This window comes from Psychrobacter sp. TB15, assembly GCF_000511655.1.
Lineage (GTDB): Bacteria > Pseudomonadota > Gammaproteobacteria > Pseudomonadales > Moraxellaceae > Psychrobacter > Psychrobacter submarinus.
Window position 1 is genome coordinate 26,140 of record NZ_AYXN01000031.1, and the last position, 21,413, is coordinate 47,552.

General features: G+C 45.5%; 18 protein-coding genes. 8 read left to right on the forward strand and 10 right to left on the reverse strand.

What is annotated here, in order from left to right; translation table 11 throughout:
* Positions 1–37: 37 nt before the first annotated feature.
* Together W234_RS0106995 and rapA are read right to left on the reverse strand one after the other, a co-directional pair.
* A complete protein-coding gene (locus W234_RS0106995) occupies positions 38–940 on the reverse strand; it encodes an acyl-CoA thioesterase (protein ID WP_025646021.1) in 903 nt (300 codons plus the stop codon).
* A 323-nt stretch (positions 941–1,263) separates the two neighbouring features.
* Positions 1,264–4,164 (reverse strand): RNA polymerase-associated protein RapA, encoded by a 2,901-nt coding sequence (rapA, locus tag W234_RS0107000; RefSeq protein ID WP_025646023.1) that lies wholly within the window; start codon positions 4,162–4,164, stop codon positions 1,264–1,266.
* Between the two features lie 298 nt (positions 4,165–4,462).
* Between rapA and W234_RS0107005 the strand changes: the two genes are divergently transcribed.
* Both W234_RS0107005 and W234_RS0107010 read left to right on the forward strand, forming a co-directional pair.
* Positions 4,463–5,455 carry an NAD(P)-dependent oxidoreductase gene (locus W234_RS0107005; RefSeq protein WP_025646025.1) on the forward strand — a complete coding sequence of 331 codons (993 nt, stop codon included), beginning with the start codon at positions 4,463–4,465 and terminating at the stop codon, positions 5,453–5,455.
* Between the two features lie 9 nt (positions 5,456–5,464).
* Positions 5,465–6,409, forward strand: coding sequence for a D-2-hydroxyacid dehydrogenase (locus W234_RS0107010; protein ID WP_025646028.1), 945 nt, complete (start codon positions 5,465–5,467; stop codon positions 6,407–6,409).
* An 8-nt stretch (positions 6,410–6,417) separates the two neighbouring features.
* Here the strand turns inward: W234_RS0107010 and W234_RS0107015 are convergent, their stop codons facing one another.
* Together W234_RS0107015 and W234_RS0107020 are read right to left on the reverse strand one after the other, a co-directional pair.
* Positions 6,418–8,061, reverse strand: coding sequence for a flavin-containing monooxygenase (locus tag W234_RS0107015; RefSeq protein ID WP_025646030.1), 1,644 nt, complete (start codon positions 8,059–8,061; stop codon positions 6,418–6,420).
* Positions 8,062–8,091: 30 nt separating this feature from the next.
* Positions 8,092–8,862, reverse strand: a complete 771-nt coding sequence (locus W234_RS0107020; RefSeq protein ID WP_025646032.1) for an RluA family pseudouridine synthase — start codon at positions 8,860–8,862, stop codon at positions 8,092–8,094.
* Positions 8,863–9,220: 358 nt separating this feature from the next.
* On the opposite strand from W234_RS0107020, the gene trxA reads away from it, so the two are divergent.
* From trxA to W234_RS0107035, 3 genes are all read left to right on the forward strand, one after another.
* Complete coding sequence (gene trxA, locus W234_RS0107025; protein ID WP_025646034.1) at positions 9,221–9,547, forward strand: thioredoxin; 327 nt, start codon at positions 9,221–9,223, stop codon at positions 9,545–9,547.
* Between the two features lie 514 nt (positions 9,548–10,061).
* Positions 10,062–11,333: a transcription termination factor Rho gene (gene rho / locus W234_RS0107030; protein WP_025646036.1), complete on the forward strand. Its 1,272-nt coding sequence runs from the start codon at positions 10,062–10,064 to the stop codon at positions 11,331–11,333.
* 474 nt (positions 11,334–11,807) lie between these two features.
* A complete protein-coding gene (locus tag W234_RS0107035) occupies positions 11,808–12,047 on the forward strand; it encodes a hypothetical protein (protein ID WP_025646038.1) in 240 nt (79 codons plus the stop codon).
* Positions 12,048–12,244: 197 nt separating this feature from the next.
* Here W234_RS0107035 and W234_RS0107040 read toward each other — a convergent pair whose 3' ends face one another.
* Positions 12,245–13,132, reverse strand: a complete 888-nt coding sequence (locus tag W234_RS0107040) for a neutral zinc metallopeptidase (protein WP_025646040.1) — start codon at positions 13,130–13,132, stop codon at positions 12,245–12,247.
* 612 nt (positions 13,133–13,744) lie between these two features.
* Between W234_RS0107040 and W234_RS13810 the strand changes: the two genes are divergently transcribed.
* Positions 13,745–14,101 (forward strand): hypothetical protein, encoded by a 357-nt coding sequence (locus W234_RS13810; protein ID WP_037059270.1) that lies wholly within the window; start codon positions 13,745–13,747, stop codon positions 14,099–14,101.
* Between the two features lie 300 nt (positions 14,102–14,401).
* Here W234_RS13810 and W234_RS0107050 read toward each other — a convergent pair whose 3' ends face one another.
* The 5 genes from W234_RS0107050 to rpmI all read right to left on the reverse strand — a co-directional run bounded on the left by W234_RS0107050 (position 14,402) and on the right by rpmI (position 19,376).
* A complete protein-coding gene (locus tag W234_RS0107050; RefSeq protein WP_025646042.1) occupies positions 14,402–14,701 on the reverse strand; it encodes an integration host factor subunit alpha in 300 nt (99 codons plus the stop codon).
* Between the two features lie 239 nt (positions 14,702–14,940).
* Positions 14,941–17,346, reverse strand: coding sequence for a phenylalanine--tRNA ligase subunit beta (gene pheT / locus W234_RS0107055; protein WP_025646044.1), 2,406 nt, complete (start codon positions 17,344–17,346; stop codon positions 14,941–14,943).
* 98 nt (positions 17,347–17,444) lie between these two features.
* Entirely contained in the window at positions 17,445–18,497 is a 1,053-nt protein-coding gene (pheS, locus tag W234_RS0107060) for a phenylalanine--tRNA ligase subunit alpha (protein WP_025646046.1), read from the reverse strand.
* Positions 18,498–18,769: 272 nt separating this feature from the next.
* Complete coding sequence (gene rplT, locus W234_RS0107065; RefSeq protein WP_025646048.1) at positions 18,770–19,126, reverse strand: 50S ribosomal protein L20; 357 nt, start codon at positions 19,124–19,126, stop codon at positions 18,770–18,772.
* Between the two features lie 52 nt (positions 19,127–19,178).
* On the reverse strand, positions 19,179–19,376 hold the full coding sequence (gene rpmI, locus W234_RS0107070; RefSeq protein ID WP_025646050.1) for a 50S ribosomal protein L35: 198 nt from the start codon (positions 19,374–19,376) through the stop codon (positions 19,179–19,181).
* 456 nt (positions 19,377–19,832) lie between these two features.
* Between rpmI and W234_RS0107075 the strand changes: the two genes are divergently transcribed.
* Both W234_RS0107075 and hisIE read left to right on the forward strand, forming a co-directional pair.
* Entirely contained in the window at positions 19,833–20,285 is a 453-nt protein-coding gene (locus tag W234_RS0107075; RefSeq protein WP_025646052.1) for an acyl-CoA thioesterase, read from the forward strand.
* A 132-nt stretch (positions 20,286–20,417) separates the two neighbouring features.
* Complete coding sequence (gene hisIE, locus W234_RS0107080) at positions 20,418–21,257, forward strand: bifunctional phosphoribosyl-AMP cyclohydrolase/phosphoribosyl-ATP diphosphatase HisIE (RefSeq protein WP_025646054.1); 840 nt, start codon at positions 20,418–20,420, stop codon at positions 21,255–21,257.
* The last annotated feature ends 156 nt before the right edge of the window (positions 21,258–21,413 follow it).

Genomic DNA, 21,413 nt, shown 5'->3' on the forward strand with positions numbered 1-21,413 from the left:
ATGTTTAAAATCTATCTTTAGTGAAGACTTCTGCCAACTAAGACTTTGGCACTCGTAGGCGCATCAGCCCTTCTTGCTGCACGGTAGCGACGAGATTACCGTCTTGCCAAAACTGGCCATGATTAAGACCTTTAGAGCTAGAAGTGGTGTCGCTCCACATCTCATAGAGTAGCCAATCATTGAGATCGAACGGACGATGAAAATGCATGGAGTGATCGATACTCGCCGCTTGTAGGCCGCTGGTCATAAAGCTGACACCATGCGACATCAGTCCCGTGCCTACTAAATAAAAGTCCGACGAAAACGCTAATAATGCCTGCTGAATAGCGACAGGCTGATTGCCAAGCTCGCGAATACGTAGCCAGTTGGCCTGCTTAGGTTTCATAGGCGTTGGGTTGATCGGATCGCGCGGTTTGACCGGTTTGATCTCGACATGACGACGACGCATAAACCGTGCTTTGAGCGCATCTGGTACTTTGCCGACGTGCTCGTCTTTTAACTCTTGCTCTGAAGCTAAGTCTTCTGGCGGCGGATACACTGGCATACTCTCTTGATATTCAAGCCCCTCCTCAGCAGGCGAGAACGACGCTATCATCGAAAATATCACTTGCTCTATAGGCTCTTTGCCTTTTACTTGCTTGTACTGAATCGCCGTCACTTCTCGCGCGGATAGGCTACGACCGTCTCGCAAGCGGCGCACTTGGTAGATGACAGGCTGCTTGATATCGCCGCCACGCAAAAAATACCCATGCAGTGAATGGCAAGGCTTGTCCTCATTCAAGGTGTGAGACGCTGCCATAATTGCTTGCGCGAGCACTTGTCCACCAAAGATACGTGAGCCCACATAATCGTGGCTTGCGCCTTCAAAAACATCCGGGCTGAGCTCAGTGAGTGCGACTGTCGCTAACAGCTCGTCGATAAGTTGCGAGTTATCAAACATATCAGACATAGCGCTTATTTTCCTTATTCTAATATTTCTACTAACAAACATTTTCGCTTTGAATGACAATACTTGTTAGTAAAAATGATCACTTTAGAAGGTTTGTTAAAAGTTAAACATAGTAACCAATAACGGCATTTTTGACCAGTGATGTCATATGACTTAGCGGCTATTATGATGACTGTATCGCCTAAAAAATAGTCTCTGCCAGTTCCATAAATGGATTCTATACCGCTCCTTGGCTCTATTTTATTTCGTGCTAAATCCTAATACGAAAAAGAGGCGCTAACGAGCACCCCTTTTTATACTACTGCTAGCTTAGACTAGGGCTTTACTGCCACCAAAATCCGGATAGAGTCAGGTACTAGCGATAGACTCGCTAGGGCCTGCTCGCCTTGGGCTTGCAGCTGCTCTAAGCGCTCAATCTCGCTGCTACGCACATTAGGATTGATGGTTTGTAAGTGCTTGAGACGCTTGATCTCACGTGACCACTGCTGAGTAAAGCGGCTACTTGCCTGCGCTCCTATTTCAGCCAGCTGTGCACGGGCGATATCTTCAGCGTCATAGTAGCGCTGCTCGATAACATCACCGCGCGCCTTAATCACTTGCCGCGCTCGATTGTTATCTAAACGCTCGATATGCGGCATAATCATCTCGGCACTGATACGACTTGATAAATCGCCGCCCTGCTCACTCATAAACACCCGAATATTTTGTGTCGGCAAGGTTGCAGGCAGATTGAGCACTTTTGGCGCGATAGTCTCGACCCGAAAGTTAATCTCAAGCAGTACGGTGCCCTGCGGCATTGCGGCGCTCTTTAGCATACCGACAGTAGTATTACCAAAGGTGCTGGTGCTCGCCAGCTCATAGATAGCGCGCATCAAAGGATGCTCATGAGTAATAAAATCAATCTCTTCGCGCTGCAAAGCCAGCTTGCGCTCGAAGGTCAAGCTCATGCCATCTTCGCCGAGTGGTAAGCTCTCCATATACTCATTGACTTCATTACTATCGATCGGCGCAATCACCCATGAGCCATCGCGCTGTACGCTATGATCGATGTTGGCGGACGCCAAAAAACGCTCGACGAATTGCGGCAGTAGATTATGACTATCAAAATCCACCATCGCATCTTTGATACGCGAGGCCACCCGCGGACGGCACGAGTTATACTCAAGTAGGCGGTCGCGGCCTGCTTGTAGCTGAGCCTCTAAACCTAAACGCGTCTGCTTCGCCTCAGCGATAACCGCTTGTAGCGCTTGCTGATTATCCGCGGTATCTGCGCCTTCTAACAGCGGCTTTAAGGTCTGAATATACTCCTCTTGCACGCTTTGCGCTGTTGGCGATATCTGATTGAATATATTGAGCGCGCTGTTATACCAGTGATACAGACGCTCTTGCGCCGTGCTCTCTACATAAGGCACATGCAGTGTAATCCGCTGCGTCTGGCCGATACGATCCAAGCGGCCAATGCGCTGCTCTAAAGTATCAGGATTGGCCGGTAAGTCCCAAAGTATCAGCTGGCTTGCAAATTGGAAGTTACGACCTTCTGAGCCAATCTCTGAGCACAGTAGTATTTGCGCCCCTTCTCTATCAGCAAAAAACGCCGCAGCTTGGTCACGCTCAAGTAGCGTCATCTGCTCAGTAAAGATAGCGGTCTTGATACCGGCATGCAAACGCAGTACCGCCTCTAAGCTCTCAACTGTCGCGCCACTACGGGCAATAAGTAATACTTTTTCTTGTTTCAGCTCGCCTTTTAAGATATCGATCAGCCAAGGCACGCGTGGGTCGTCTTCAAGCCAGCCACCATCGGGCTGATTTTCTTCGCCCCATAGCTGCTCGCGCAGTTTACCTGTGGTCTGATAGCTGTCTATCCAAGCCTCAGGCAGCGGCAATGGATGCGACTGACTGCTACGGCCGTAGAAGCCTTTGACACTTTCGCGCGTATTACGGAATAACACCCGCCCCGTCCCATGACGATCTAGCAGCTCATTGAGGGCATAATTACGCAGCCTCTCATCTTCATTGATGTTTGCCAACTCCTCGGTGCTGATATCGAGCAGGCCACTTAAAGCTTCAATCTGATTGGAGCTCAAAGGCTTATCTTCTATCAAGATATTGGCAACTGCCGCCGTTTCGGCAAAGGCATCTTGGGACTCAATAAACGCATCCAAATCATCGAAGCGATTGGGATCAAGCAGACGCAGACGGGCAAAATGACTTTGCGCGCCCAATTGCTCTGGCGTGGCAGTGAGTAGCATCACCCCTGGCGTTTCATTAGCAAAGTCAGCGACGAGCTCGTATTTATCATTGCCGCCTTGCGCCTCATCCCAATGCAAGTGATGCGCTTCATCGACGACAAGCAGATCAAACCCGGCTTCTATGGCTTGCTCATACAGATCATCATGATCAAGCAACAAGTCCATACCGGCGATGATACATTGCTCAGTAGCAAAGACGTTTTGTTCAGGGTCGTGCTCTTTTATCGCCGCCGTACGCACCAGATCAAATAGCGCAAAGTTTAGATTAAAACGGCGACGCAGCTCAATCATCCACTGATACTGCAAACTATCGGGCACGAGTATCAATACGCGCTCAGCCTTACCGGTAAGCAGCTGCTGATGGATAATAAGACCGGCTTCGATAGTTTTGCCCAATCCCACCTCGTCAGCGAGCAAGACGCGCGGCGCAAGGCGCTTACCCACTTCATGAGCGATATAGAGCTGATGCTCAATGATATCGACGCGCGCGCCCATGAGACCTTTGAGCGGATGACCGGCCAATGCCGACTGCATACGCAAGATATCTTGGCGCAGATCATACCAGTCACTACGCTCAATACGGCCAGCCAGCAAGCGCTCAAGGGGCTTAGCGAGCGTAATATTCGCCGCCAAGCGCGTCTCCATAATAGGTTTAACCTCCACCCCTTGCTCATCATCTTCGACGCTGTACTTAAGTACGCCCATCACCTCATCGACGCCGGTAACGGTATAGTTATTACCCTGCTGATCAGCGATGCTATCACCGATTTTGAATACCACGCGCGAGAGCGGAGCAGAGTTTTTGGCATAGACGCGCGTCTCTTCGCTTTGCGGAAACAAGATGTGCACGCAGCGATCATCGACGTCGATCACCACACCTAAACCAAGCTCAGACTCGGTATCAGATAAATAACGTTGACCAACAGCGAATTCGCTACTGAGTAATGAGGCGGCAGAAATAGTCATAGGGCGGTATCTTTTTGTACTTAAATGATAAAAATAGAAGATGAAAGTAGTCACACTATAGATGATGAGCAACAAGCAACGTCGCTGCAAAGTCGCACTATTATATAGCGTTAGCGGTTAGATGGTTGCGCTAATTGTGTTTTTCAAGAGCTTATCACCCAGCCGTTATTTTAGGATTTGCATTCTGCTCGCTGCAGTCTTCGCTTTAGTAGGTTAGTTTTGCTTTTTGCTACAGCATGCTACATTAGAGGCTTATAAAATAACGACTACTCATAACTAAAACTAAAAAGGACTCTCTATGAAAGCGGTACTACTCGACGAAGCCAGATTTTTAGAAGGTCTTGAGCTACCCAAGCCTGCAAAGGTCAGCGAATACGTCACCTTTGATAAAACGCCGCAAGACAATAAAGTAATCATTGAGCGCTGCCAAGATGCCGACATCATGATCTGCGGCACCTTAAGGATCGAACGCGAAGTGATTGAGGCGCTCCCTAATCTCAAACTCATACAACTGAGCTCAAGTGGTATGAACACCATAGACCAAGAGGCCTGCAAGGAAAACAAGGTTGCGCTATACAATGCTTCTGCTTTTGCTGCTAAAAGCGTTCCTGAGCACACCTTTATGCTGATGTTAAATGCGCTACGCGCTGGCATTCATTATCATCAAAAGGTCGCTGATGGCAGTTGGCGTAAAGATCGCAGCTCACAGATTAACCAAGCACCGATGATTGATGTCGAGGGGCAAACCTTAGGCATCATTGGCGTAGGTACCATTGGTAAGCGCGTAAGTGAGCTTGCACAAGCGTTTGGCATGACCGTACTATGGGCTGAACATCAAGGCGTCGAGCCCCGCAGCGACGATTATACTGATTTTGAAACCGTGCTTGCCGCCGCCGATGTTATCAGCCTACATTGTCCGCTCACACCAGAGACTAAACATCTAATTAATAAAGACACCTTAGCCAAAATGAGCAAACAGCCGCTGATCGTCAATGTAGCACGCGGCGCAGTCGTCGACTCTAAGGCTATGGCACAAGCGATAGAAAATCAGCAAGTACTCGGTTACGCAACCGATGTCTTTGAAAAAGAACCCATCGCCACAGACGATCCTTTACTTAAACTGGCAGAGCAGCAGCATCCGCGAGTTATCTTTAGCCCGCACGTGGCGTCAGGCAGCAAGAACGCGCATCATAAATTATGGCAGATTGTCCAAGAGCAAATTAACACCTTTATTAATAACACCGATGAAAAATCAAATGATAGCTCAAGTAATCATAAGAAAAATAAGTAAGGAGGCAGTATGAAAGCGGTATTTTTGGATAGAGGCACGTTTTCTCAGGACTTAGACTTGCCAGCGCCAGCAGGAGTCACCGATTATGTTGTCTACAGCGATAGCCCAGAGGATACTCAAACTATAGTCGAACGTTGCCAAGATGCAGACATTATCTTTACCAATAAGATTAAGATTAGCGCTGAGGCGATTAGTAATCTGTCCAAGCTAAAGCTGATTCAATTGACAGCGACTGGCATGAATAACGTTGACAGCGACGCTTGCGATAAGCATGGGGTGACGCTATATAACGTCGCAGGTTACGCGGTCAAAAGTGTGCCAGAGCATACCTTTATGCTGATGACTATGGCGATGCGCGCTGCTATCCACTACCATCAAAAGGTCATTGATGGCTCTTGGTCTGATGACGGTGGCTTTTGCCTATTAGATGTACCACTGATCGATTTGGAAGATAAAACGTTAGGCATTATTGGCGTTGGCACTATCGGTAAACGAGTGACCCAGATTGCCCGCGCTTATGGCATGACCGTGTTGTGGGCGGAACATCAAGGCCAAACGCCGCGCAATGAGGATTATACCGCTTTCGATGAGGTGCTAGCCCGCTCCGATGTCATCAGCTTACATTGCCCCTTAAACGAGGACACCAAACACTTAATTAATAAAGACACTTTGGCAAAAATGCAAAAGCAGCCTTTGATAGTCAATGTCGCACGCGGCGGTATTGTCGACAGCCAAGCGCTAACCAATGCTGTGAATAATGAGCAGATATTAGGCTATGCCAGCGACGTCTTTGAAGCTGAGCCTATCACTGAGGACGATCCGCTGCTTAGCCTAAAAGATCATCCGCGCGTTATCTTTAGTCCGCATAATGCCTGGGGTAGCGAGAGCGCGCAGCTGACGCTATGGCGGATACTGAGCAAGCAAGTCAGCGCGTTTATTGATAAAACAGGCTAAGGTTAAAACTAGCGCGTAAAATGCAGCCACTTATCAGCAATTTTGCGGTGTTTAAGCATCATGCGGTCGAGCAGATAGTTATTCATTACTCGCCATGGATAGCGATCGCCTTGTTTAGGTAGCACCTTGCTTGCGCGCGCGACATACCCTGACGACAAAGCACCCATTACGGTATCCTTTTGTGTTTGCGCGGTCTCAGTGGCGGTTTGCGCGCTTGCTACAGCCACCTGATAATCATGCTTATTCATATAGCTGATCAATCGCAATACGTACTGACAGGCGATGTCTATCTTTAGCGTCCATGACGCATTGGTATAGCCAAATAACACTGCCATGTTAGGTACGCCCTCGAGCAATACCGCTTTGTAGGTCATGCGCTTGCCTATCGCAACCTCTTCTTCATCAACGACTAACTTAGCACCGCCTAGTACCTGCAAATTCAACCCAGTTGCTGTGACGATGATATCAGCGCCCAACTGCTGACCTGACTTTAGTAAAACCCCTGTCTCGGTAAAGCGCTCTATCTCATCAGTTACAATATCTGCCTGCCCGCTTTGTAGCACCTTAAAAAAGTCACTATCAGGCACGGCGCAAACGCGCTGATCCCACGGATTATAATCAGGCGAAAAATGTTTGATATCGATATCGCTACCTTTGAGCTCTTTTTTGACGCCATAGCTCATTAAGGCTTTCATCAGTTTTGGTGCATAGAGTGAGGCGCGATAAGTCGCTTGTTGCATCAGCACATTGCGGGCACGCACTATTTTGTAAGCTTGGGGTTTGGATAAAGGCGAGAGCTTGCCTGAGAGCTTTTCTATCGCATAATCATCGGCGGCGACGCTAGCCACATAAGAGGGCGAGCGCTGTAACATAGTCACCTGACTGGCCGTTTGCCCCTCAGTCTCATCTAGCAGAGCTGGCAGCAGCGTCACCGCCGTGGCACCACTACCGATGATAAGCACCTTTTTATCTTGATAGTCGACGTCCTTCCATTGCTGCGGATGCACAATCTGACCCTTAAAGTCTTCTTCCCTCTCGAAGTGCGGTCGATAACCTTGATCAAAGTCATAATAGCCCGTAGCGCCAACGATGAAGCTCGCGGTTAAGGTTACAGTCTCATTGGTCTCGTGGTTTTTGACCGTTGCCGTCCACTGTCGCTCGGCACTTGACCAAGATAACTGCTTAACTTCATGGCGATAGCGAATGTGCTTTGTGACATCAAATTCATTTGCCGTATCTGCCAGATAGCTTTTAATATCTTCGCCTTTGGCAAGCATTCTGTGATCGAGCCAAGGCCGAAAGCTATAGCCAAAGGTCAGCGCATCAGAGTCGGAGCGAATACCAGGATAGTTAAACAAGTCCCACGTGCCGCCTAAGTCAGCGCGCTTTTCTAGCACGATAAATCGCTCAGCGCTATTGGGCTTTTGGTGATTGGTATTGCGCCCAAAGATAGTCTTATTGTGCGACTGCTGTAAACGGCTCGCCATGCCGATACCTGCGATGCCCGCACCGATGATAAGCATCTCGCAGTCTACTGACTGAGCGCCATTGGCCTGATGAGCTGAAGATGGAGCTGATGAGGCATCACGGCCGCTTAAGCGTTTTTTAATAGTGTCTTTTATCGCTTTTTTAGTTGTCCGTATATCGATCATTCCCATTTTCCTTATGCAAACTGGCCTATATTAAAAAGGCGTCGGACTCTCCCAGTCCATCCAAGCTTCTAGCACCGGATGTTTTAAGCGCAGCTGCTGAGCATGTAAGTTAAGCCGCGGTGCGATCGCCAGCGCCGATCCTTCAGCATAAATCGGATCGCCGATGATCACATGACCCATGTGCACCATGTGTACTCGTAGCTGATGACTGCGACCCGTGATAGGCTTTAGGGCGACGCGGGTTACCATTTGCGGCTGGTCTGCCTGCGTAACAGCGCTATGCTCTAAAGATTGCGCACCGGCGCCTTGAGCATTGAGACACTCATGCGCGAGCACTTCATAACGAGTCAAGGCCTGCTTTGGCCAATTCGGATCAACGATATGACGCGGTTTGAGCGTTGGCTCATAACGCACGGGCGCAGATATCTTACCTGTGTCTCCTACTTGTTGCCACTGCCCAAACACGCGAGCTTGATAGAGCTTTTGCGGCAGACGCTCGATGAACTGCTTACTGATATGGGTTTGCGCCGCCGCATTTTTGGCAAATATAAGCAGTCCTGAGGTATCCATATCGAGTCGATGAATAAGCTTAACGTTTGGATTCACCTTCTCAAGCCTAGCAAGCAAGCTTACCTTTAAGGTTTTTCCGTCGACGCTCAACAGCCCTGCAGGCTTATCAACCACCCAGATATCATCGTCCTCAAAGACCGTTATCGTTTTAGCGAAATCTTGAAAAAACGCTAGCGGGTAATTTTGTTCTTGCTCGTTAAGAGCGTTAGTTTCTTCTTCAGTAAAGAGCATAAATGAGCTTATTATAAAATAGGGGTAGCGAGCACTGACTATAGAACAGTAGATCACACTACTAGTGATAGGCAGATGCCATTGATAGATTTTGTGCTATTGTTTTATGTTGCGATTGATTGTACTAATATTAATTGTTAAGCATTTTAACGAGCCGAGCGCTATTAAGGTTTAGCAGATATGTTACTATATCGATATTCATTCATTGGTATTAGGGTATTAGCGTTAGTCATCACCTTTAATATATCATCTTTAATAACAGTACGACTAACCCTCGTATAGCCTTGATTGGTTTTATCATAAGGTTATATTTTACCCAAGAATAAAAATTTAAACTTAATAAAAAGAGAGACATATTATGTCAGATTTAATCGTCAACACCACCGATAGCGACTTTGATAAAGACGTACTACAAGCTGACACGCTTGTGTTAGTAGACTTTTGGGCGACTTGGTGTGGTCCTTGCAAATCTATCGCACCTATCTTAGAAGATTTGGCTGCCGATTATGAAGGCAAAGTCAAAATCGTCAAAGTTGATGTCGATAACAACCCACAAGCTGCTAGCCGTTTCGGTATTCGCAACATTCCAACGCTATTTGTCTTCAAAGACGGCGAAAAAGTAGATTCAGTTATGGGCCTACAGCCAAAAGCAGAATTGGCTAAAGTCTTAGATAAGCATCTATAATCTGATCCAAAATAGCACGGTAATAATAACTTGATCACTGATTACTTATGCTTCAAAAAAGCCATTATCTATAACAGATAATGGCTTTTTGCTGACTTTTTGCACAAATAAATCGATTAGCGACTTTTTTTAACAAAAATAATTGACAACCCCCTATCTATAACCGTATAGTCTGCTGACAAGAGTAATACAACCGTTTTTCATAAGCGTCTTGTCGCAAGTCTCCTCGTGTTTGTTACTGCAAAACACAACTATCATTATTAAGCACCATTACCAACTATAATTACTGATATTGAGCTTTTATCGAAGACTCTTATGTCACCTTCTTTATATCCATTGTGAGCGTCCCTATTGTAATATCCTACAATTGGCGCTGAGCTGATATAAAAATCCAAGACAATATAACCCTAATGCTTTGCACACCTTCTACTCATACTCAATACTGTTTGAACCAATGTCGTGGGTTGTGCTGCTTATGACCTCTCTCGCCTGATAACCTGCTAATGACTTTCCTATGAATTTAACTGAATTAAAGAAAAAATCAATCTCTGAGCTCTTGGCTATTGCCAAAGAAATGGGGCTCGATAATATGGCGCGTAGCCGTAAGCAAGACATTATCTTTGCTATATTAAAGACCCATGCGCGTAATGGCGAAGCCATCTATGGCGACGGCGTATTAGAAGTCCTACCAGATGGTTTCGGGTTTTTACGCTCATCAGAAGGCTCTTATTTAGCCGGTCCTGATGATATTTATGTTAGCCCTAGCCAAATCCGCCGTTTTAGTCTCAAAACAGGCGACAGCATCGCGGGTACTATTCGCCCGCCAAAAGACTCTGAGCGCTATTTTGCGCTACTAAAAGTCGGTGAGATTAACTTTGACACCCCAGATCGCTCGCGTCATAAGCTTATCTTTGAGAATTTAACCCCTCTCTTCCCTACTGAACAATTAAAATTAGAGTTAGGTAATGGCACTACTGAGGATCTGACCGGCCGTATTATCGATCTGATCGCTCCGATTGGTAAAGGTCAACGCTCCATTATCGTCGCCCCGCCAAAAGCCGGTAAAACGATGCTGCTGCAGACCATGGCGCAGTCGATCACTCGCAATAACCCTGAGTGCTATTTGATTGTACTCTTGATTGATGAGCGTCCTGAAGAAGTCACCGAGATGGAGCGTACTGTGCGCGGTGAAGTGGTTGCCTCTACCTTTGATGAGCCGCCGCAGCGTCACGTACAAGTGGCGGACATGGTCATCGAAAAAGCCAAACGTCTGGTCGAGCACAAGCAAGACGTGGTTATCTTGCTCGACTCTATCACACGACTCGCCCGCGCTTATAACACAGTGATGCCATCATCCGGTAAAGTCTTGACCGGTGGCTTGGATGCCAATGCGCTTGAGCGCCCCAAACGCTTCTTTGGCGCGGCACGTAACGTAGAAGAAGGCGGCAGTTTAACCATTATTGCTAGTGCCCTTATCGATACCGGCAGTAAGATGGACAGCGTTATCTTTGAGGAATTCAAAGGTACGGGTAACCAAGAGATCACCCTTGAGCGTGATTTGGCCGAAAAACGCGTTTTCCCGGCCATTAATATCAAAAAATCTGGCACTCGCCGCGAAGAGCGTTTGCTTGATGAAGATAAATTACGCAAAGTCTGGATACTGCGTAAACTCTTGCAGCCAATGGATGGGGTGCAAGCCACTGAGTTCTTACTTGAGCGCCTAAAAGAGGCGAAGACCAACGATGAGTTCTTTGAACAAATGAATCGTAAATCTAAAGTCAATTAGCCTAACCGTTGTGTTTAAACGAGATCACTTCATAGTGGTCTTTTTTAGTTTAGGCGATACCTTTTATTCATTTAAATTGTAATGACTAATTATTAGCAAAAGAGTCATCGTACAAACCGTTAGCTTACTACAGCTCATCTGACAAGTAGGTTTAGTCAAAGTCGTACTAAGGAAACAGTATAGACACATCGCTTACACCTCAGATGTAAACAATAGCGTATTCAATACGACTAAATTTTATAATCAGCGTACTATGAGCAATAGTACAAGTGTATTTCTTCTGTATTGATCTTTATTGATAATTGCTATATCTATGGTTATCCACTTTATTATTGGTATATGCTAACAATAATAGTTAATGACGATGACTAGTGACTCCTTTGATAAGCATTTTTATTGTTAACGAGTGACTAGCAGTGACAAATTGTCAATGATAAAAATATTGATCAATTTTACAATTTAATAGGTGATGATATGAAATTTGCTAAAACTTTTGCAATGACTGCGATTACAAGCTCAGCGTTAATTATGACAGGTTGTAATACTGCCGGTTACAACAGTGGCTTAAGTAATACTGCTAAAGGCGCTACTGCTGGTGCAGCCGCTGGCGCTCTTATTAGAAGTGGCGGCGATAGTAAAGATATCGCTCGCGGCGCACTTGGTGGTGCGGCAATTGGCGGTGCTGGTGCTTATATTCTTGAAAACAGCAGATAGTCATATAGCTGTTATCAGTTCTGCTACTGTCATAAATTAATGACAATACAGCTCGAACAAAAAAGCCTACCTGATAAAAGGTAGGCTTTTTTATTGCTCATTAACAATAACGCTTAGCTTATAATTAACGCTTCTCTTTATCCAGATTCTTTAAATGACAGAGCTTTATAAAGAGAAGTACTGCTAGATATTACCCGTTACAGAGCACCGCTGAAAGTATCGCAAGATTGCACATTACCGCTTTCAAGGCCACGAGTGAACCAATCCACGCGCTGTTGACTGGTACCATGGGTGAAACTATCTGGCGTTGCCGCGCGGCCGCTGGCCTGTGCTAGACGATCATCGCCTATTTGTCCGGCAGCGTTAATCGCCTCATCGATATCCCCTGGCTCTAGAAACTGTACTCGTTGCTGATTGCGATTCGCCCATACCCCTGCAAAACAATCAGCTTGCAGCTCTTGCAATACAGACAGATGATTGCCCTGTGCTTGTGTCACTTGCTGGCGAGCTTGATTCACTTGTTGACTGATACCCAGTAACGTCTGCACATGATGACCTACTTCATGTGAGATAACATAAGCTTGGGCAAAATCACCCGCTCTTCCTCGGTTCTCTTGGTCGCCAGAGCCTTGCTGATCGCCACTGATCCCTAGATTTTGACGCATCTCAGTGAAGAAGGAAGTATCCAAATAAATAGTTTGATCTCCTGGACAATAAAAAGGCCCAGTTGCGGAGGTCGCGCTACCACAAGCGGAGCTAACTTGACCATTAAATAGTACCAATGAAGGCTCTTGATAGGTTTTTCCGCCTTCATTAAATATTTGTCCCCAAACTTCTTCGGTGTCCGCTAACACCACTTGCACAAATTGGGTATCACGGTCATCACCAGTTGCAACTTCAGTGGCAGAACTGCCGCCGCCGCCCGTGACGACTTGACCCGTTTGTAGCGCGGTCATAGGGTTGACGCCAAACACTAGCCACAAAATACCCGCGATAATAATACCACCAATACCGCCCCCTATCATTTTACCGCCGCCGCTACTCGTGCGCACGTTCGTACTGCCTCTTCTTCCTCTCCACTTCATAATTGCTATCCTCTACATAACTCATTTATTTATTCTATAACTAATCAATAAAGCTGAAGTTCAACTTATTTCTTGAACTACAAAACCGCAACAGAACTTCAAACCTTTAAACGATATTTGCTTTTCTTTAATAGTACAATCTTTACAGATACAGACCATATAGAGTTAGTCTGAATTTAGGTTACTTATTGTATTTTGTATCGCTAACTGGACTTGTATATCAGGATAATATCGAACATCAAAGCCTATTTTATATTTAATAATGATTGTAAGCTCATTTAAAAACGAGATTTAGCTTAGTTTTTATATTGATCAGTCTTTGTATTGAGTAATAAATCAATATCGTCGTTTTTATCACTTTATACGAAGAAGGACAGTAGAATAAGATTTGTAAATATTGTTTACATTTTTATTGCTCATTACTCACATAAAGTCTTTTCATTCACAAAAAAAGAGTATAGAATGCGGGGAAGCTGAGTAGCTGTGACCATTGACGGTTGAATATTAAGATACTTAAATATAAAGATACTTATAAGTATCTGATTTTAAGTGTCTATTGTATTTAGCCTTTTATTATAGCTAACATACTATTTCATTTTCTGGAGAAACATTATGGATATTAAATTACTAGCATTAGCCGGTATCATGACTGCAACTTTTGGCCTAACTGCTTGCGATAGCAGCACTGAAAACGCCGCTGAAGATTTATCTGACGCTCAAGAAGAAGTGCAAGACGCTCAAGAAGAGCTAAACGAAGCTGCTGCTGAAGGCGAAGTTGTTTCTGCTGACGCCGAAGCTGCTGTTGCTGACGCTGAAGCTGACATTGCTGAAGCACAAGCTGCTACTGCTACTGACGAAATGGACGCTGAAGTTCCTGTCGACGGTACAACAACTAGCATGGATGTTGCTAGCGAAACTGATACTGCTGCTGTAGACGCTGCTGACGAAGTTGTGGTTGTTGAAGAGTAAGCTCAGTAATTTATTACACTTGTAATGAATCCTGACTAATAAAAAAAGAGAGCCTTGGCTCTCTTTTTTTTGGCTACTATTTGGTATTTTAACGAACCACTCTTTTAACCAAAAATACTACTTATTTATATCATTCTCAATTCATAAACTTGTCATTAGCTATAAACAAGGGCTCAGAGCCTATAAGAATAGTAAAGCTCTTACATCGAGCTGACTAAGACTTGCTTCAATAGCATAATGGAGCTGAAAGTTTGAGTCGACTATTATTAAGACCAATAAAATAGCACTCAAAATCGAGACTTAAGCTTCAAATAAATGCTCATCGACTTTTTGGCGAAATTTTTGGCCAGTTTTGAAAGTGACCACTCGGCGCGCGGATACGGCTACGGGCTCGCCGGTTTTTGGGTTGCGGCCTGGGCGACTGCTTTTGTCTTTGAGCTCAAAGTTACCGAAACCTGAAAGCTTAACTTCCTTACCATCAATCAAACTCTCAGACAACTCATCAAAGAAATTTTCGACCAGACAGCGGCCTTCTTGACGGCTTAGGCCTAGATGATCCATTAAATGTTCAATCATATCTGACTTTGTTAAGGTACTCACAGTGCAACTCCTGATTGGTGCGGTAGGCTCCCTTGAATACTATAGTACAGTGACAAAATGAATAGTTACTGTATCAATGGTATGGCTAAGAGAGCCTGCTTTAACTTACGGTGTTATAAAAACGGCATAAGAAAAAATTGATTTTCAACGCTTGTCATTATAAAGGATTTTTTTATAAATTGATGACTAGTTATCATAAAATTCTTTAATAATAACTAGTTAGCATAAGTGAGTGCCGCTTAGCTGTCGCGTAATTGAGCCCCGTGCTGCTCGCTCAAAGCCGCAACCACTTTATCGGTCGTTGTTTTGACCGTGTCATCAGACAAGGTTTGGCTATAATCTTGCCATACTAATGCAAAGGCTAGTGAACGCTGACCTGCAGGTACGTTATCCCCTTGATAAACATCAAATAACCACAAATCAGTTAATAATTCGCCTGCCGCGCTACGTATGGTAGCTTGTAGAGTCTGCAAGCTGATTTTATCATCGACCAAAATAGCGATATCACGGCGTATCTGTGGAAATTTGCTGGGTGTGGTAATCGTCTGCTGTTCACGAGCAAGCTCTAATAAAGGCGCTAGTGAGAGCTGAGCGACCCAAGTGACTGGCAAATCAAGCTGCTTAGCAGTATTAGGGTGTAGCTGACCGAGCCATCCTACGTACAGATCATCTATATAAAGCTTAGCGCTCTGACCTGGGTGTAAAAAGTCCAGCTCACTGCGCTCGTAACGCACTCGCGCGCCGTCGATTAAAGCAGGAAGTAGCTGCTCTACATCATGTTTGAGATCATAAAAATCAATTGCACGGTTTTGGTAGGCTTGTTCATCCCAAACATTACCTACAGCAACGAGCGCTATGCTAGGCGTCTGTACCAACTCACTAACGCTATGACCAACAAAGCTTAGACCGGTCTCAAAAAAGCGCACACGCGACTGTTGACGGTTAAGATTATACTGCACACAGGGCAACAGACTCGATAATAGCGTACGGCGCATCACGGCTAAATCACTCGATATCGGATTGGCTAGAGCTAATACCTCCCCTAGTGCCTCATCTTCGATTAGCGCTTCTATCTTTGCATCACTGAAGCTAAAGCTGATCGCTTCCATATAGCCGATATCGACTAGTGCCAGCTTCATCTCATGAGTCAAATCTGCAGTATCGTCATAGTCCATACTCACTTGTAGATGAGGCAAGGTACTGGGAATATTGTCGTAACCGTATATTCGTGCAATCTCTTCTATCAAATCCTCAGCAATACTCATATCAAAACGATGCGATGGCGGCGTAGCTTTTAAAACATGCCCTTGCTGCTCTACGTCAAACCCTAATTGAGTCAAAATACGTATCATCGTCTCAGGTTCGATATCGATACCTATCACCTCGCCCACCTTTGCAATAGGTAAAGATATGGGCGCTCGTGAGGGTAGCTGTGTAGGACTCTCAGCACTCATTATAGATCCTGCTACGCCGCCTGTAACTGCGGTGATTAATTCGCGAGCTCGCGCTAAAGCAAGCTGTGGCAACTCAAAATCAACGCCGCGCTCAAAGCGCTGAGAAGCATCGGTATGCAGACCGAAACGGCGAGCACGACCGGCGATAGCTAATGGACTAAAAAACGCACTCTCTAGCACGATATTGGTCGTCGTCTCAGTGACGCTGCTGCGCTTGCCGCCCATAATACCAGCAAGGGCTAAGATACCTTGGTCATCAGCGATGACGAGCTCATCACCGCTTAACGTTAGCGTCTGATCATTGAGCAAAGTAACACTCTCTTGCGGCTTAGCCAAACGCACTTGGATATCGCCTTCGATCGTATCGGCATCAAAAGCGTGCAATGGCTGGCCAAGCTCCATCAACACATAATTCGTCACATCGACTAAGAAGTTATGGGTACGTAGACCTGATTGAATAAGTGCGTCACTCAGCCATTTTGGGGTATCGATACTACGATCGATAGCGCTAATCGCTTGCAATAAATAACGCGGGCACTGTTCGGTGGCAGCGACCTTTACATTAGGAGTTTTTACCTCTTCACTAGCGGCAAAAGCTAAGTTTATCTCCGGCGTCTGCATCGATAGCTCATTGATAACGGCTATTTCGCGCGCGATACCGCGTACGCTGAAACAGTCGCCGCGATTCGGCGTGATAGAGATATCTAATATTTGATTGTCTAAGCCTAAGTACTCACGGATATCAGTGCCAGTTGGAGCATCGTCAGGTAGCTCAAGGAGTCCGTCGATATCATCAATCAAATCAATCTCAGAAGCACCGCAAAGCATACCGTTTGAGGCCACGCCGCGTAGCTTGCTTTTTTTAATCTTAAAAGCTGTCTTGTCATCGCTTGGTAGCACAGCACCAACGGTAGCCACAGGCGCTTTCATCCCAGCATAAACATTGGGTGCACCGCAGACGATTTGTAATGGTTCAGCAGTACCAATATTGACCTGAGTAACGCGCAGCTTATCGGCATCTGGATGTTGTTCCACACTAAGCACTTCGCCGACGACCACACCACTAAAAGCGCGGGCAACTGCAAAACGATCGTCAATCTCAAGCCCGGCCATTGTTAGCTGCTCAGCTAACTGCTCGCTAGTATTGGCGGGATTTACCCATTGACGTAGCCATTGTTCGCTAATTTTCATAAATATCTCGGATCTGAATTTTATAATAAAGATTCTATAGTAAGGAAAGGCCTATCAGCACCTAGCGCCCTAAATACAAGTCTATAGCAGACAAGCAGTTAGCCAAATTGCTGCAAAAAGCGCACGTCGTTTTGGAAGAATAGACGCAAATCATCGATACCGTAATAGAGCATCGCAAAACGTTCAATACCCATACCAAAAGCGAAGCCAGTATATTTATCGCTATCGATACCGCAGTTGGTTAGTACTTGCGGATGGACCATGCCGCAGCCCATGACTTCTAGCCACTTACCATTATCATCTAAGATGTCGACTTCGGCTGAAGGTTCAGTAAACGGGAAGAATGAAGGACGGAAACGGACAGTCAGCTCTTTGCCAAAGAAGGCTTGCAAAAACTCGCTAATCAAGCCTTTTAGCTCAGCAAAAGTGCTCGACTCAGTGACCATAAGCCCCTCTAGCTGATGGAACATTGGCGAATGCGTTTGGTCTGAGTCGTTACGATAGACGCGGCCTGGACAGATAATACGAATCGGCGGCGCGCTTTGCTCCATAGTACGAATTTGCACTGGGCTCGTATGCGTGCGCAATAAATAATGCGCGTCAAAATAAAAAGTGTCGTGCATAGCGCGCGCAGGATGATGCGAGGGAATATTTAGCGCTTCAAAATTATAATAGTCGCTCTCAACTTCAGGGCCAGTCGCCACGTTGAAGCCTGCTTGCACAAAAAACTGCTGCATGCGCTGAGTGATCATAGTCACAGGGTGCAAGTGACCTTTTTGAGCGCCGCGCGCAGGCAAAGTGATATCGACACTCTCTTTGGCAAGCTTTGCATTTAAGGCTGCAGTCTCAAGTTGCTGCTGCTGCTCGCTCAAAGCTTGATTAATACGGCTACGAACCCCGTGCAACCAGCCGCCGTACGTCTTTTTGTCGTCGGCAGCCAGCTTACCCATTTGTTTTGACCACTGGGTCAGCGAGCTTTTTTTGCCCGTCAGCTGTACGCGCAGCTCTTGCAGTTCAGGTACGGTGGTCGCTTGCGCAATTAGCGCTACAGCAGCGTCGGCAAAACCGTTTAGCTGCGCTTCATCGAGCTCATTTAATTGCGAAGATAGAGTCGGTAGCGCCGACAAATCGGTAGCAACAGGGGTAGTCATAAGACGCATTATTCCTGGTATAGACAGAGTATAGATTGTAAGGGTTTGCGCAAATATTGCAAATTATTTACCGTCTTTTTATCTGGACGGATTAGGGTCTGTTGAACATAGCGATGTTCGCTATCGTAAATTCTTGACCTATTTGAATATGAGGAAGAGACAAAGATACAAAAAAAGCCACCGACTAGCGGTAGCTTGTTTTATATTGACCTAATCATGCTGATTAACTGGCCCTTAATCACTTAACAATAAAGTCTAAGGGTAGCTAATACTTAAGCCAATTCTGCTTTCGCTTTTTCAACCAGTACGCTAAAAGTCGCCGCATCATGCATAGCGATGTCAGCTAGAACGCGACGATCGATATCGATGTTGGCTTTTTTCATACCGTTGATAAAGCGGCTGTAGCTCAAACCATTTAAGCGTGCACCAGCGTTGATACGAGCGATCCATAGACGACGGAAAGAGCGTTTCTTGTTACGGCGGTCACGATAAGCGTATTGACCCGCTTTCGTTACGGCTTGTACTGCTACACGATAAACACGTGAACGGGCACCGTAGTAGCCTTTTGCACGTTTTAGGATTTTTTTGTGACGGCGATTTGCCTGTACACCACGTTTTACACGGGCCATAATTTACTCCAAGATTCTTTAGATATAATAAGCGATAAATTGCAAAGATCGATTAGATGTATGGGCACATACGACGAACTGCTGCTTCGTCAGACTTGGCCACCATCTTTAGACCACGCAACTGGCGAATACGCTTAGGAGATTTCTTGGTCAAAATATGGCTTTTGAAGGCTTGCTTACGCTTGAAGCCATTCGCGGTTTTTTTGAAGCGTTTTGCGGCGCCGCTTCTAGTTTTCATCTTAACTTTCATGATGAGTTGCCTCTTTGTCTTTGATAGAACCTGGTCGTCAAACGATTATTATCAGCGATTCATAAAATCTGCTCATCAATCAACCATTTGCCTCGAGGTGGGAGGCGCTATTTTAGCAGACTCGCTATTAATTTGCCAACCAAAGTTTCAATTTTTAGCTCTAATTAATGAAACGCTATCATAGTAGCTAGTAGCGAATTTTCTTCAGCAGCCTATTTGTCCTTTTAGCGTGTAAAGCAACCGTTCACCCCTAAAAATATTGAAATTATCCGGCAGCTATGGCTATAATAATGTATTCATATAAATGAATATAACGTACTCTAACGATACCCGTTTATACGATTAGCTCGTGTTAGCTCCTATATGAATTTGTATAGCAATACGTGGCATTAATGATTCGGCGAGGGCACTCCCAAACTTTTACCCTTTAGAGCATCCTTATAGGAGATACTATCGATGATACCAACAGACCGAGAATTAGTCTTCGATGATACTGTATTCGTCTTTGAGACGGTCATGCGGGTGAGAAATAACGAAATTGGTGTTGGTAATTTTTTGACGCCAGAGTCTTTATCTCACCTATTGTCTGAGACTCGCGAGCGATTTTTATATGCCAAAGGTATCCAGCAGATTCATGCCGATTACCAAGGTCTTATTATAGTTGATATGCAATTGAACCTTTTTAGTATGGTGCGCACGCGTGAAGCGCTGTTATTTGAGGTAGGCGTACAGCAGTTATCTACTGAAGGCTGCGATATCAATATTAAGGTCACGCGCATGGATGATGGCTCTTTAGTAGCCAAATCACGCCAGCATTTTGTTAATTATGATTATCGATCAGGTAAAGTCACGACTCTGAACAAGACAATCAAACAGGCCCTTGATCAATGTAAACAGGCTAACGCCTAAGCCCTACTTTTCTGTTTTTTCTTGCTGTTTTTCTTATTATCGTATCGCATTCAAGCCACCTGTATAGTATTATCGATCTAGCCTAATGCTAATCAACCGCCCTCCCCTTTTTTATCAGACGCTAGAGACATTATGACTGTACCGGCTTGGCTCACTGCTATCACCTTTAATTCCGACGGACTCATTCCAGCAATCGCTCAAGACCATCAATCAGGACGTATCTTGATGATGGCCTGGATGAATAGCGAAGCGCTGCAACTGACTGCCCAAACGCAAACAGCGGTCTACTTTTCGCGCTCTCGTAATCAGCTGTGGCATAAAGGCGAAACCTCAGGGCATACCCAGCACGTACATGATATCCGCTTAGACTGTGACGCTGATGTTATCGTACTCAGTGTCACCCAGGTGGGCGGTATCGCTTGTCATACTGGCCGTGAGTCCTGCTTTTATCAGCGTTTGGACTTGTCGGGCTCAGAGCCCACTTGGCAAGCAGTGGAACCGGTATTAAAAGACCCTGCCGATATCTATAGCACTAACTCTCAAAGCCCTGAAGCTACAGAAACTACGAGTAAAACGAACACTAACTTGGCTGAAGAGAATCATCAAAGCCTGCAAGCTGAAGACTCCATTTTACAGCAGCTCGATCAAGTCCTCAGCGCCCGCAAGCAAGCAGATAGCGATAGCTCTTATGTGGCAAGCCTTTACGCAAAAGGTCTTAACAAGATATTAGAAAAAGTAGGCGAAGAGGCGACCGAGAGCATTATTGCGGCCAAAGACTTGGCCCATAGTGATGCGCAACTAGATAAAGAAGCCTTTGATGCCGCGCGTTATGAGTTTATTTATGAAGTGGCTGATGTCTGGTTCCACAGTTTAATTGGTCTGGCTTGGTTCGATATAGAGTCTGAGGCCGTACTCAATGAGCTGGGACGACGTTTTGGCCTTTCGGGTATTGATGAGAAAGCGTCGAGATAACCTATCATATAGTGAGTTCAGTATAAAAACGATACAGTGGGACTGGAATAAGTTTTTCGCAGCCTCTATCTACGTAGGCACAGCACGCAAGGAAAATTTAGACCAGTTGCACGTTGATATATAATGTATCTGTTTTATTTAGGATCGACTATATGT

What these genes read in the sequence shown, in the direction of transcription:
- W234_RS0106995 (WP_025646021.1), bottom strand. Translation starts at nt 940, where the DNA reads ATGTTTGATAACTCGCAACTTATCGACGAGCTGTTAGCGACAGTCGCA.
- rapA (WP_025646023.1), bottom strand. Translation starts at nt 4,164, where the DNA reads ATGACTATTTCTGCCGCCTCATTACTCAGTAGCGAATTCGCTGTTGGT.
- W234_RS0107005 (WP_025646025.1), top strand. Translation starts at nt 4,463, where the DNA reads ATGAAAGCGGTACTACTCGACGAAGCCAGATTTTTAGAAGGTCTTGAG.
- W234_RS0107010 (WP_025646028.1), top strand. Translation starts at nt 5,465, where the DNA reads ATGAAAGCGGTATTTTTGGATAGAGGCACGTTTTCTCAGGACTTAGAC.
- W234_RS0107015 (WP_025646030.1), bottom strand. Translation starts at nt 8,061, where the DNA reads ATGATCGATATACGGACAACTAAAAAAGCGATAAAAGACACTATTAAA.
- W234_RS0107020 (WP_025646032.1), bottom strand. Translation starts at nt 8,862, where the DNA reads ATGCTCTTTACTGAAGAAGAAACTAACGCTCTTAACGAGCAAGAACAA.
- trxA (WP_025646034.1), top strand. Translation starts at nt 9,221, where the DNA reads ATGTCAGATTTAATCGTCAACACCACCGATAGCGACTTTGATAAAGAC.
- rho (WP_025646036.1), top strand. Translation starts at nt 10,062, where the DNA reads ATGAATTTAACTGAATTAAAGAAAAAATCAATCTCTGAGCTCTTGGCT.
- W234_RS0107035 (WP_025646038.1), top strand. Translation starts at nt 11,808, where the DNA reads ATGAAATTTGCTAAAACTTTTGCAATGACTGCGATTACAAGCTCAGCG.
- W234_RS0107040 (WP_025646040.1), bottom strand. Translation starts at nt 13,132, where the DNA reads ATGAAGTGGAGAGGAAGAAGAGGCAGTACGAACGTGCGCACGAGTAGC.
- W234_RS13810 (WP_037059270.1), top strand. Translation starts at nt 13,745, where the DNA reads ATGGATATTAAATTACTAGCATTAGCCGGTATCATGACTGCAACTTTT.
- pheT (WP_025646044.1), bottom strand. Translation starts at nt 17,346, where the DNA reads ATGAAAATTAGCGAACAATGGCTACGTCAATGGGTAAATCCCGCCAAT.
- pheS (WP_025646046.1), bottom strand. Translation starts at nt 18,497, where the DNA reads ATGACTACCCCTGTTGCTACCGATTTGTCGGCGCTACCGACTCTATCT.
- rplT (WP_025646048.1), bottom strand. Translation starts at nt 19,126, where the DNA reads ATGGCCCGTGTAAAACGTGGTGTACAGGCAAATCGCCGTCACAAAAAA.
- rpmI (WP_025646050.1), bottom strand. Translation starts at nt 19,376, where the DNA reads ATGAAAGTTAAGATGAAAACTAGAAGCGGCGCCGCAAAACGCTTCAAA.
- W234_RS0107075 (WP_025646052.1), top strand. Translation starts at nt 19,833, where the DNA reads ATGATACCAACAGACCGAGAATTAGTCTTCGATGATACTGTATTCGTC.
- hisIE (WP_025646054.1), top strand. Translation starts at nt 20,418, where the DNA reads ATGACTGTACCGGCTTGGCTCACTGCTATCACCTTTAATTCCGACGGA.